We start from the raw sequence: 12,328 nt of genomic DNA on the forward strand, positions 1-12,328 counted from the left end.
GGTGGCGTGAGGCAAAGCGGTGCCGCGGCGCCTGCAACGCGGGCGCCTGAAGGCAGTTGCGAGTGAGGGCCCGGTGGCCGGCCCTCAGTCGATCAAGGCATAGGCCGGCAGGGTGAGGAACTCGGCCAGCGTGTCGCTGCGGCTCAGCCGGTCGAGCAGGGCGATGGCCGCATCGAGCTTGGCGCCACCGGGCAGCTTGCCGCGATCGCCCAGCGTGGCCGGCAGCTTGTGCAGGGCGGCCTCCAGCAGGCGCAGGTCGATTGCCGTGCCATCGTCCAGGTGCAGGCCGGGCGTGTGCAGCCACTGCCACAGCTGGGCGCGCGAGATTTCCGCGGTGGCCGCGTCCTCCATCAGCCAGTGGATCGGCACGCAGCCGTTGCCGTCCAGCCAGGCCGCCAGGTAACGCACGCAGACCTCGACGTTGCCTTCGAAGCCCGCCCGGGTGATGGCGCCGGCCGGCGGGCGAATCAGCTCGTCGCGGCCGACCTGGACGTCCTCGCGCAGCACCTGGTGCTGGTTGGGCTGCGGCATGTGCGCATCGAACAAGGCCTGGGCCACCGGGATCAGCGCCGGATGCGCCACCCAGGTGCCATCGTGTCCGGCCGTGACCTCGCGCAACTTGTCCGCGCGCACGCGGGCCATGGCCTGTTCGTTGGCGGCCTCATCGTGATTGATCGGGATCTGCGCGGCCATGCCGCCCATGGCATGGGCGCCACGGCGGTGGCAGGTCTGGATCAGCAGCTCCGAGTAGGCCTTCAGGAACGGCTGGGTCATGGTCACCTGGCCGCGCTCGGGCAGCACCTTGTCCGGGTGCGCGCGGAAAGTCTTGATGTAGGAAAAGATGTAGTCCCAGCGCCCGCAGTTCAGCCCGACGATGCGGTTGCGCAGCGCGTGCAGGATCTCGTGCATCTCGAACACGGCCGGCAGCGTCTCGATCAGCACGGTGACCTTCATCTGTCCCAGCGGCAGGCCCAGGCTGGCCTCCAGGTGCGACAGCGCGGTCTCCCACAGCGCGGCCTCCTCCATCGACTGCAGCTTGGGCAGGTAGAGGTACGGGCCGCGATCCTTGGCCTGCAGGGTGCGGGCACTGTGGAAGGCGAACAGCGCCGCATCGAACAGCGCACCGGAGAGCGGCGCGCCGTCCACCAGCACGTGCTTTTCGTCCAGGTGCCAGCCGCGCGGGCGCACGATCAGCACCGCCCGCTCGCCTTCGGGCTTGAGTGCGTAATGCTTGCCCGGTTTATCGCCGCTGGCGGGCGCGTCGAACTGCAGCGTGCCGGCCACCGCCTCGGCCAGCGCGCGCTGGCCGGCCAGCAGGTTGGCCCAGGTCGGGGACGTGGAATCCTCGAAGTCGGCCATGAACACCTTGGCGCCGGAGTTCAGGGCATTGATGACCATCTTCGGATCGGTCGGCCCGGTGATCTCCACCCGGCGATCCAGCAGCGCCGCCGGGATCGGCGCCACGCGCCAGTCGCCTTCGCGGATCTCGCGGGTGTCGGCGCGGAAGTCGGGCAGTCCGCCGCCGTCGAAGAACGCCTGACGCTGCACCCGGGCAGCCAGCCGCGCCTGCCGCAGCGGCTCGATGGCCCGGTGCAGCGTGGTCAACAGGGCCAGCGCCGCCGGTGGCAGCAGCGCATCCTGGCCGGGCGCGGCGGCGGTGAGGGCGATCCCGGGGGTGGGGCGCCCCGGCAGGGTTGCACGGGCGGGGACGGCGAAAGCGTGGGCGGACATGGGCGTGATCTCCTGCGATGGCAGGGTTTCAAGGTGCGCGCCAAGCGACTTATTTGACAAAGCAGTTTTATCAATGAAACGTATAAGCCAACCTCATAATTAGCTCCGCCCGATCTTGACAGACCCCGTAACCCCGCGATTTCCCTACAAATCCGACAGGCTCAAGCCACTTCGCGCGTTCTGCCAGACCGTGCGACTGGGCTCGGTCTCGCGTGCGGCCGAGGCGCTGTACGTCAGCCAGCCCGCCATCAGCCTGCAGCTGCAGGCACTGGAACGGGAGCTGGGCACGCCGCTGTTCGAGCGCAGCGGCCGCCGCCTGCTGCCCACCCGCGAGGGCGAGGTGCTCTACGAGCTGGCCCAGCCGCTGGTGGAGGGCCTGGACGCCCTGCCGGTGGCGTTTCGCGACAAGGTCAGCGGGCTGGATGCCGGCGAGCTCAACATCGCGGCCAACAGCTCGACCATCCTTTACCTGCTGCCGCCCATCGTCGACGCCTTCCGCCGGCACCACCCCGACGTCCGCTTGACCCTGCACCCGGCCATCAGCGCCGACGGCACCGACCTGCTGCGTGCGGACACCGTGGACCTGGCGGTGGGCTCGATGCTGGATGTGCCCGGCGACCTGAGCTATGAGCCGGTCTACCAGTTCGAGCCGATGCTGATCACCCCGCGCGATCACCCACTGGCGGTGAAGAAGAAGCTGACGCTGCAGGACATCTCCCCGCACGGCCTGATCCTGCCGCCACGCCGGCAGGTCACGTATCGGTTGGTGGACCTGGTGTTCCAGCAGGCGCGCGTGCCCTACACGGTGGTGCTGGAGGTCGGCGGCTGGGAGGTGATCAAGCAGTACGTGGCCATGGGCATGGGCGTGTCCATCGTCAGCTCGATCTGCCTGACCGAGGCCGACCAGGACAAGCTGGCCGCGCGCTCGCTGGCCGAGTACTTCCCCTCGCGCAGCTACGGGGTGGTGGTGCGGCGGGGCAAGTTCCTCTCACCGCAGGCGCGCGCCTTCATCGGGCTGATCCGGCCGGACCTGTTTCATCCGCGCGACCATGATGAGGGCGGGGATTCGGAGCGATGAGTAGAGCAGGAGTGAGCGCGGAGGAATGAGGAGTGAGTAAGGGCACAGCGCTTTCTTTGGCCGCTGGGTCCGAGAGCGTCACCTCAGACACCGCCTTGGCTAAGACTGCTTCTGTGGGAGCGGCTGAGCGCTTGAAAGCAGCCCGCGCAAGCCTGCTCTGCTTTTCGCTCACTCCTCACTCCTCGTTTTACCACTCACGCCTCGATCCAGCTCACTCCTCACTCCTCGCCCTACTCCTCACCTCTTCCTAGGCCGGCGCCCCACCTTCCCCTGCTGCTCCGCCACGCGCTTGGCCAGCTTGGCCGCGGCAGTGGCGACTTCTTCCTGCAGCTTGAGGTAGTTGGCCAGCCGGCCCGGGTCGAGTTCATCGGCATCGATCGCGGCCTGCACCGCGCAGCCCGGGTCGCCCTGGTGGGAGCAGTCGCGGAAGCGGCAGTGGGTGGCCAGCTCCTCGATGTCGGCAAAGCCGCCTTCGGCCAGGTCCTCCTCGCCGGTGGGCTTGAGCTCGCGCATGCCGGGGGTGTCGATCAGACAGGCGCCGGACGGCAGCGGGATCAGCGCGCGGTGGGTGGTGGTGTGCCGGCCACGCGAGTCGGTCTGGCGCACCGCGCCGGTCTTCATGCGCTCGCTGCCCAGCAGGGTATTGGTCAGGGTGGACTTGCCGGCGCCAGAAGAGCCCACCAGCACCGCGGTGCGGCCCGGGCCGAGCCACGCGTGCAGCTGCGCCACGCTCTCGGCGTCCTTGGCGTTGACCGTGCGCAGCGGGATGCGCTGCGCGGCCAGGTCGGCCAGGACTTCCAGGGCATCGGCGGCGTACTCGGTCTGGTCAGCCTTGGTCAGCACCACCACCGGCTCGGCGCCACCGCCACCCACCAGCATCAGGTAGCGCTCGATCCGGCGCGGGTTGAAGTCCGCATCCAGCCCGCAGACGATGAACACCACGTCGACATTGGCCGCGATCACCTGCTGGTGATAATGCTCGCCGGCCGCGGCACGCTTGATGGCGGTGTGCCGCGGCAGCAGCGCGACGATGCGCTTTGCCTCCTCCACCAGCACCCAGTCGCCCACCGCCGGGCGCTCGTGCGCCGGAAAGCGCGGGCGTTGCCATTCGGGCAGCGACTCCGGCCGCAGGGCGTCATCCGGTCCACGGCACACCACGTACCCGGAGCGATGCTGTTCGATCACCCGCGCCGGCACGGCCTGCGGGTGGGCCTGGCACAGCGCCTGCCACGCGGCATCTTCCGCTGCGCCCGGCCAGGGCCAGCCAATCGCCCGCAGCGCGGCATCGTCGTCGAACGCTTCTGTCATGGCCGCGATTCTACGGGGTGGCGGTCAACGCCCGCGTTCGGCGCCAGGGTCCGCAGGGCTTCGCGGCGCCTGTCTGCCTCCTTGATGGTTTCGGCTGCAACGCCCGCAGGCCAGGGCTTTCCGGCGTATGCTGGTGCCGTTTCCTCCCCTAGCCCCGCGTGCCATGTCCTCCGTGCCCAGCAAGCCCCTCGCCACCCGCGAGCGCCTGTCAGAAGTCCGTTACGAGATCCGTGGCGAGCTGGCCCGTCGAGCGCGTGAGCTGGAAGCGCAGGGCCGCAAGCTGATCAAGCTCAACATCGGCAACCCCGGGGCCTTCGGCTTCCGCGCGCCGGATCACCTGCAGCACGCGATCGCCGACGACATGGATCGCACCGACCCCTACACCCACCAGCAGGGCCTGCCGGCCGCGCGCGAGGCCGTGGCCGCCTACTACGCCCGCCGCAACATGCCGCATGCGCACCCGGACCGGGTGTTCATCGGCAATGGCGTGTCCGAGCTGATCGACCTGTCGCTGCGCGCGCTGCTCAATCCGGGCGACGAGGTGCTGGTGCCCTCGCCGGACTACCCGCTGTGGTCGGCGGCCACCATCCTCAACGATGGGCGCCCGGTGTATTACCAGTGCGATGCGTCCAACGGCTTCCAGCCCGATCCTTCCGAGATCGAGACGCTGGTGTCCAGCCGCACCCGCGCCATCGTGCTGATCAACCCGAACAACCCCACCGGCGCGACCTACTCGCGCGAGCTGCTGCAGCGGATCGTGGTCATCGCCGCCAAGCACCGCCTGCTGCTGCTGGTGGACGAGATCTACGACCAGATCCTCTACGACGGCGCCAGGTTCGAGCCGCTGGCGCCGCTGGCCGGCGACGTGCCGTGCATCACCTTCTCCGGCCTGTCCAAGGTGCACCGCGCCTGCGGCTGGCGGGTGGGCTGGGCGCTGCTGTCCGGGGCCACCGAGCTGATCACCCCGCTGCACCAGGCCATGGACCTGCTGGGCGCCCTGCGCCTGTGCGCCAACGTGCCCGGCCAGTACGCGGTGGACGCCGCGCTCAACGGCCCGGACACCATCACCGCGCTGTGCACGCCTGGCGGCCGCCTCTACGAGACCCGCCGGGCGGTGATCGAAGCCTGTCAGGCCAGCGAGCACCTGCAGCTGGTGGCGCCGGCTGGCGCGCTGTACGCCTTCCCGGCCATCGTGGGCGATGCGGCCAGGCAGTTCGACGACTACCGCTTCGCGCTGGACCTGATGGAGACCGAGGGCGTGCTGGTGGTGCCGGGCTCGAGCTTCAACGTGCCCTACCGCCACCACTTCCGGGTCACCCTGATGCCCGAGGCGGCCAGCATGCGCGAGGTCTTCAGCCGCATCGACCGGGCCCTGTCGCGGCATGCCGAGGCGGTGACCAAGGTCGTGCCGATCAAGCCGGCCGCGCGCAACGCCGCGGCCTGAAGCTCCACGGCGAAGCGCGATGGCCGCAGACGCACTCGGCGCCCGCTATCTGGCCCTGGGCGATTCCTACACCATCGGCGAGGGCGTGCAGGCGGCCGACCGCTGGCCGGTGCAGCTGGCCCATGCGCTGCGCGCGCAGGGGCTGGCGCTGGAAGACCCGCAGCTGATCGCCACCACCGGCTGGACCACCGACGAGCTGGCCGCCGGCATCGCCGAGGCCGCACCACAGGGCCCGTTCGCGTTGGTGAGCCTGCTGATCGGCGTCAACAACCAGTACCGCGGCCGCCCGCTGGACGAGTACCGCGTGCAGTTCGGCCAGCTGCTGGAACAGGCGATCGGCTTTGCCGGTGGCGCTGCCGGCCACGTCTTGGTGCTGTCCATCCCCGACTGGGGCGTGACGCCCTTCGCCACCAGCCAGCGGCGCGATGCGGAGCGGATCGCCGATGAGATCGACCGCTTCAATGCGGTGGCCCGGGAAGCCTGCCAGGCACGCGGCGTGGCCTTCATCGACATCACCCCGGTCAGCCGCGAACACGGCGCCGATGCGCGCATGCTGGTCGAGGACGGCCTGCATCCGTCGGCGGCCATGTATGCGCACTGGACCGCGCGCGCCCTGCCGGCCGCGCGCCAGGCGCTGGGCTGACAGCACGGCAAGCACGCGCAGCGGGCGCAACCCGCGCCGCACGGCCTATCATGCGCACTCGCAGTTTCGCCAAGGACCGACGTTGAGCGACGCCACCCGCCCCATGCCGCGCGAACAGGCCCTGTCCATCGCGCGCGCCTTCCTGCCCAAGCGGCCCTGGGGCAACCGCTACGACTACTACTACACCCAGACCAAGCTGCGCACCGACCCGCTGTATCCGGGCGTGCTGGCCGCGCTGCGCGGCACCACCGCGCCGGTGCTGGACCTGGGCTGCGGGCTGGGGCTGCTGGCCCACGCGCTGCACGCCGATGGCCAGACGCTGGCCTACTACGGGGTGGACATCGATGCGGACAAGATCCGCCGCGGGCAGCAGATCGCCGCGCGCAGCGGGATTGCCGGCGCCCGTTTCGAGGTGGTGGACCTGGGCGCGCGCTGGCCCACACACCAGGGCAGCGTGGCCATCCTCGATGTGCTGCAGTACCTCTCGCACGAGGTGCAGGCCGGCATGCTCCAGCACGTGGCCGGGATACTCACGCCCGGCGCCCGGCTGGTGATCCGCAGCGGCCTGGGCGATGACAGCCGCCGTGGCCGCACCACCAAGGTCACCGACCTGCTGGCGCATTTGGCCGGCTGGATGCAGGAAGTGCCCAAGACCTATCCCACGCGCGAGGGCCTGGAGACGATGCTGGCCGATGCCGGCCTGCGCGCGGAGTTCTCGCCGCTGTATGGCAACACGCCCTTCAACAACTGGCTGATCGTGGCCGAGCGCGGCTGATGCACTCACGGCCAGACGGCGACGCCCTGCGCGCCGCCGCTGGGTCCCCTGCCTAGAATCGCCAGGACAGCGTCAGCTCCACATCGCGCGGATCGCCGTAGATCCACTGGGTCTGGTAGGTGACGTTGGCGTAGTAGCGGCGGTCGAACAGGTTGCGCACGTTGAGCTGTGCGGAAAGCGCCTGGCTGATGTCGTAGCGCGCCATCAGGTTGCCCAGCAGCACGCTGCCCTGCTCCAGCCGCGCGGTGTTGCCATCGGGGGCCACGCCGCGCTCGTAGAAGGAGGATTGCCAGCTCACGCCGCCGCCCAGGCGCAGCGGCCCGGTCTGCCAGGTGGTGAATAGCGTGCCCTCCCGGCGCGGACTGGTGGGATTGACGTCCGCCCCGTCGGCATCGTTGGCATCGAACTGCGCCCAGCCCAAGCTGATGCGCCACTGCTCGGACAGTTCGCCGTCCAGCTGGAATTCCACGCCCTGGCTGACCGTGCCCCTGGCTGCGCGATAGGCCTGGTCGGTGGTGCCCGGCACGACCTGTCCGGGGTCGGCCACGGCCACGTTGTCCTGCTCGATGCGAAACAGCGTCAGCCCCGCGTTGAGCGCGCCGCCGAAATACTCGCCCTTGGCGCCGATCTCGTAGTTGTTGCCTTCGCGCGGGGCCAGATAGCGGCCGTTGCGGTCGCGATTGGCCTGCGGGCTGAAGATGCTGGTGTAGCTGGCATACAGCGCGTGGTGCTCATCCAGGTCAAAGATCAGGCCGGCATAGGGCGTGGTGCGGCCATGCTTGCCATAAGAGCTGCTCGGAGTGATGCGGTCGCTGTTCTTCCAGTCGCTGACGCGGGCGCCGAGGATCGCCTTCAGGTCATCGCGCAGATTGAAGCGGCCAGCGGCGTAGACGGCCACCTGGCGGATGTCGTTCTCGCTGCCCTTCACCAGCGGCGTCCAGGCCGGCTGCGGCATGGTGCCGGTCCAGTCGTAGACGCTTTCGGGCGTCAACGGCTCAGAGGTGCCGTTGTACCAACTGCGGACGTTGCGATCCATCCAGGTCGCACCCACCACCACTTCGTGCTCGTGCCCCCAGAACGACATAGGAATGCTGGCATAAGCATCCAGGCTGTCCTGCAGGGTGTAGGTGGGATAGTCGCCGCCGTAGTTGTTGTCCAGGCCCAGGCCGGTGGTCCTGTCCGGATAGCTGAAATAGCCGTACAGCACCGACTTCCAGTCGGTCTCGAAACGCTGGCGCGCATACTCGACATGTAGCTGCGCACCGCTGTCGAAACGGTGGGTCAGGCCCGCGAAGGCATTGGTGGTGTCGGCCACGCCGCGGGCCCAGCGTGGGGCGAAGGAGTCCGAGCGCGAAAAACGCGTGCGCGTGCCATCGCTGAACCACGCCGGCACGCCGCCCCAGGTGGTGCCGCGGCCATCGTTGCGCTGCTTGCTGACGCCGGCGTAGCCGCTGGTCGCAGCGCCGAAGTCGGCATCGACGATGCCGTAGAGCAGGCCCGAGCTCCTGCTGTAGTAGTCGCGGAACGAATCCTTGTCCTCGTAGCTGGCAACCACGCGCCCGCGCACGTTGCCGGCGGCATTGAGCGGCGACTGCACGTCCGCCGTGCCGCGGTAGCGGTCCCAGCTGCCGGCGGACAGGCTGAGCGAGCCGGTGAATCCATCGCGGTTGGCGTGCTTGCGGATCAGATCGACCGACGCGGCCGGGCTGCCGGCGCCAGTGGTCAGGCCGTTGGCGCCGCGCACGATCTCGACCCGATCGTAGATGGCCAGATTCTGCTGCACGTCACCGGTGTACTCGGTGGGGATCCCGTCGACGCGGTAGTAGTCGATTTCAAAGCCGCGTGCGCTGATGTAGGTGCGCTCGGTATCCCAGGTCGGCGAGTTGAAGCCGGCTACCGTGTCGGTCACGTCCTGGAAGGACTGGAGGTTGCGGTCGACGATCTGCTGGCGGCTGATCACCACCACCGATTGCGGCGTATCGCGCAGCGACAGGTCCAGCTTGGCCGAGCTGCGGGCCACACCGGCAGTGTAGGAGTCGCTGCCCTCGGTGCTGGCATCGCGATGGCCTTCCACGCGCAGATGGTCCAGCTCGACCGGCGCGTTGCCGCTGGTCTGGGCAAGCACCGCGCCCGGCGCCACGCACGCCAGTGCCAGCAGCGAACGGCGCAACGTCGGAGGACAACGCAGCGGACGTGCTGCAACGCGCGCTTGCGCGTCGACGGAACGGGTAGACATCGAAAGCGCCTCATGAGCCGAAGGGTCGAGTGCCGTCATCGACGGCCGGCTGGCGCTGGGGTGCGGTAGGCACGCGGGCTTGCTGGGCGCGCATGTTGGTGGCACCGCAACACGCTGTCAACAATGTCAGGCGCAACGACCTGGGGGGTCGCAGGGACCGGGCTTGCCGCTCAACCGCCCGGCAGACGCGCGGCCAGGCCGCGGGCGGCGAGCAGCGCCATGACGCGCCGCAGGATCTCGACATTGTGGCCGTGGCGCGCGCCCTCGTGCAGCAGCACGATGGCGCCGGGGCGCAGGTCGCGCTCGATCCGCGCCAGCACCTGCTCCGGGGTGCAGTCCACGCCATCGAAGCCGCGCGCGCTCCAGGCCACCCGGGTCAGCCGGTGGCGCGCCAGCACCGGGGCGATGAAGGGGTTGGTGTGGCCCACCACCGAGCGGAACCAGCGCGGCGGGCGGCCGGCCAGCTCGGTCAGGGTGCGCTGGTTGGCGGCTATCTCGTGTTCCAGCTGGCCCGGGCCCAGCCGCCAGAAGGCGGTCTGTGGATGGCTGTCGCTGTGGTTGCCCAGCTCATGCCCGCGCCGCAGGATTTCCCGCACCAGCTCAGGGTGCGCGCGGGCGCGCTGCCCCACCACGAAGAAGGTCGCCTTGGCCTGGTGCGCGTCCAGCAGGTCCAGGATCGCCGGGGTGTCCTGCGAGGGGCCGTCGTCGATGGTCAGCCACACCGCCTGGCCGGCCGGGTCCAGCCGCGACAGCGCCGGACAGAACAGCTGCGAGCGCGGATTGAGTGTGGACCACACCACCGCCAGGTGAGAGGCCAGCAGGGCGGGCAGGCCCACCTCCCAGCCGGCCTGCCACCACAGCAGCAGCACCCCCACTTGCGATGCGGCCAGCAGCCCCAACCTCAGATGGGGTCGGCGTGGCACACGATTCAGCGTTGCGTCCGGCGACATGCCGCGCATGATGCCACGCGCGTAGAATTTCCTTTCTTATTGAGCTGGTGAGCCCGATGTCCCTCGACCCCGCCCTGCGTTCGCGTATCGAATCCCTGCTGCAGTCCAACCGCGTCGTGCTGTTCATGAAAGGCCAGCCGAGCATGCCGCAGTGCGGGTTCTCGGCCAAGGCGGTCGGCGCGCTGTCGACGCTGGGCGTTGACTTCGCCCACGTCAACGTGCTGGCCGACCAGGAGATCCGCGAGGGCATCAAAGTCTATGGCGACTGGCCGACCATCCCGCAGCTGTACATCGACGGGGAACTGGTTGGCGGCAGCGACATCATCGAGCAGATGACCAACTCCGGTGAGCTGGCCGGCCTGCTGGGCGTGCAGATGCCCGACCGCAGCCCGCCGCAGATCACCGTGACCCCGGCGGCGGCGGAGATGCTGCTCAACGCTGTGGAGGACGCCGGCCGCGGCGCGGCCCTGGTGCTGGCGGTCAGCCCGCAGTTCCAGCCGAACTTCCAGATCGGGGCCCACGACCCCAACGCGATCGCTGCCGAATCCAACGGCGTGCGCATCCAGTTTGACCTGGCCAGCGCGCGCCGGGCCGAAGGCGCGGTGATCGACTGGGTGGACGACATCCGCGGCAAGGGCCTGGCGATCGACCTGCCGCTGGCGCCCAAGCCGGTGCAGGCCCTGAGCGTGACCGACGCCGACGCCCACGTGCGCGCGGACAAGCTGCTGCTGGTGGACGTGCGCCCGGCCGAGGAGCGCGCCATTGCCTCGGTCAACGTGCCGTTCAAGACCTTCGACGGCAACGGCCGCGCCGAACTGGAAGCCCTGCCCAAGGACACCTCGCTGGCCTTCCTGTGCCACCACGGGGGTCGCAGCCAGCAGGCGGCCGAGGAGTTCCTGGCCCTGGGCTTCACCAAGGTGTTCAACGTCACCGGCGGCATCGACGCCTGGTCCACCGATGTGGATCCGAACGTGGCGCGTTATTGATCCGCCCGCGCCCACGCATCACGAAAAAGCCGGCCCACGTGGCCGGCTTTTTCGTGGGACATCGCCTTCAAACCCCAGCCGGCATGCACGCGCACCGTAGGGTGGATGCCGCTCTTTCATCCACCACCTCGGTAAAGCGTCGGCGCGCGCATGTCGGTGTATCAAGCGCCATCGCAACCGGCCCCTCGGTGGACAAGCTTCGCGTTGTCCACCCTACGTGGGTGGGTGAGGACCCTTCATCCACCAGCTCCGTGAACTCGGACCGTGAGCACGCGGTAGATCAAGCCAGCCGTAGGGTGGATGACGCTTTTTCATCCACCACCTCGGTAAAGCGTCGGCGCGGGTATGTCGGTGTATCAAGCGCCATCGCAACCGGCGGCATGGTGGACAAGCTTCGCGTTGTCCCCCCTACGTGGGCGGGTGAGGAGCCTTCATCCACCAGCTCCGTGAAATCGGACCGTGAGCACGCGGTAGATCAAGCCAGCCGTAGGGTGGATGACGCTTTTTCATCCACCATCGCGGTGAGATGGATGGCGGCCTTGGCCGCCGCGGGCTGCGCGAGCTGGCAGGCCTAGTCACGAGGGGCGCTCAAAAGCCGCCACCGGCCTCGAGCCACGCCTGCTCTTCGGCCGTGTTCTCGCGGCCCAGCGCACGGTTGCGGTGCGGGAAGCGACCGAACCGGACGATGACCTGCTGGTGTGCGAGGGCGTACTCGAGCACCTCGGCCTCGCCCAGGGCGGTGAACAGTTCGACCGAGCGCGCCTGCATCGTCGGGTCTTCCGAGTGCTCGAACGGCAGGTACAGGAAGGCCCGCAGCGCCGGCACGATCTGCACGTCGTGGCCGGCCGTCACGGCGCGCTGCGCATAGTGCAGCGCCAGGGGATCGGTGGCGTAGCTGTGCGCGCTGTCGCGGAAGGCGTTACGCGGCAGCTGGTCCAGCAGGATCATCAGCGCCAGCGCGCCTTCCGGCGTGTCCAGCCAGTGCTCCAGCTCGCGCCGCGCCGCGGCGTGGTGGGCGGGCAGGAAGCGCTGGGCGAAAGCGGTATCGAAGGCGCGGTTCTTCTCGAACCAGGCCTGCGGGCCGGCGTCCTGCCAGAACTGCACCACCTCGTGCGCGCTGGGCAAGCTGGATTCGGATGAGCTCATGGGTGCAGTCCTTCAAGTAGAAAGTCCGTGC

Annotated in this window: 10 protein-coding genes; 5 read left to right on the forward strand and 5 right to left on the reverse strand. The window is 69.2% G+C overall.

From position 1 onward, the window contains the following. Positions 1-84 precede the first annotated feature (84 nt). A complete protein-coding gene (gene aceB, locus EPA99_RS17060; protein ID WP_129472454.1) occupies positions 85-1,731 on the reverse strand; it encodes a malate synthase A in 1,647 nt (548 codons plus the stop codon). A 115-nt stretch (positions 1,732-1,846) separates the two neighbouring features. Here aceB and EPA99_RS17065 point away from each other — a divergent pair, with 115 nt between their 5' ends. Further along, the gene (locus EPA99_RS17065; RefSeq protein WP_129472455.1) at positions 1,847-2,809 is read left to right on the forward strand and encodes a LysR family transcriptional regulator; all 963 of its coding nucleotides are present in this window, start codon (positions 1,847-1,849) and stop codon (positions 2,807-2,809) included. Positions 2,810-3,046: 237 nt separating this feature from the next. Here the strand turns inward: EPA99_RS17065 and rsgA are convergent, their stop codons facing one another. Further along, complete coding sequence (rsgA, locus tag EPA99_RS17070) at positions 3,047-4,117, reverse strand: ribosome small subunit-dependent GTPase A (protein ID WP_129472456.1); 1,071 nt, start codon at positions 4,115-4,117, stop codon at positions 3,047-3,049. Between the two features lie 163 nt (positions 4,118-4,280). Here rsgA and EPA99_RS17075 point away from each other — a divergent pair, with 163 nt between their 5' ends. The 3 genes from EPA99_RS17075 (at position 4,281) to EPA99_RS17085 (ending at position 6,979) form a co-directional block, all read left to right on the forward strand. Next, the gene (locus tag EPA99_RS17075) at positions 4,281-5,561 is read left to right on the forward strand and encodes a pyridoxal phosphate-dependent aminotransferase (protein ID WP_129472457.1); all 1,281 of its coding nucleotides are present in this window, start codon (positions 4,281-4,283) and stop codon (positions 5,559-5,561) included. Between the two features lie 19 nt (positions 5,562-5,580). Continuing rightward, a complete protein-coding gene (locus EPA99_RS17080; RefSeq protein WP_129472458.1) occupies positions 5,581-6,204 on the forward strand; it encodes an SGNH/GDSL hydrolase family protein in 624 nt (207 codons plus the stop codon). Between the two features lie 103 nt (positions 6,205-6,307). After that, the gene (locus EPA99_RS17085) at positions 6,308-6,979 is read left to right on the forward strand and encodes a class I SAM-dependent methyltransferase (RefSeq protein WP_164978692.1); all 672 of its coding nucleotides are present in this window, start codon (positions 6,308-6,310) and stop codon (positions 6,977-6,979) included. A gap of 52 nt (positions 6,980-7,031) precedes the next feature. On the opposite strand, the gene EPA99_RS17090 is transcribed toward EPA99_RS17085, so the two are convergent. Both EPA99_RS17090 and EPA99_RS17095 read right to left on the reverse strand, forming a co-directional pair. Then, on the reverse strand, positions 7,032-9,149 hold the full coding sequence (locus EPA99_RS17090) for a TonB-dependent siderophore receptor (protein ID WP_241688442.1): 2,118 nt from the start codon (positions 9,147-9,149) through the stop codon (positions 7,032-7,034). A gap of 236 nt (positions 9,150-9,385) precedes the next feature. Beyond that, positions 9,386-10,165 carry a polysaccharide deacetylase family protein gene (locus tag EPA99_RS17095; protein ID WP_129472461.1) on the reverse strand — a complete coding sequence of 260 codons (780 nt, stop codon included), beginning with the start codon at positions 10,163-10,165 and terminating at the stop codon, positions 9,386-9,388. 56 nt (positions 10,166-10,221) lie between these two features. Here EPA99_RS17095 and grxD point away from each other — a divergent pair, with 56 nt between their 5' ends. Further along, positions 10,222-11,151 carry a Grx4 family monothiol glutaredoxin gene (grxD, locus tag EPA99_RS17100; RefSeq protein ID WP_129472462.1) on the forward strand — a complete coding sequence of 310 codons (930 nt, stop codon included), beginning with the start codon at positions 10,222-10,224 and terminating at the stop codon, positions 11,149-11,151. Positions 11,152-11,739: 588 nt separating this feature from the next. Here grxD and EPA99_RS17105 read toward each other — a convergent pair. Then, complete coding sequence (locus tag EPA99_RS17105) at positions 11,740-12,297, reverse strand: DUF924 family protein (protein ID WP_206733795.1); 558 nt, start codon at positions 12,295-12,297, stop codon at positions 11,740-11,742. Positions 12,298-12,328: the final 31 nt, after the last annotated feature.

The organism is Pseudoxanthomonas composti (assembly GCF_004122095.1).
Lineage (GTDB): Bacteria > Pseudomonadota > Gammaproteobacteria > Xanthomonadales > Xanthomonadaceae > Pseudoxanthomonas_A > Pseudoxanthomonas_A composti.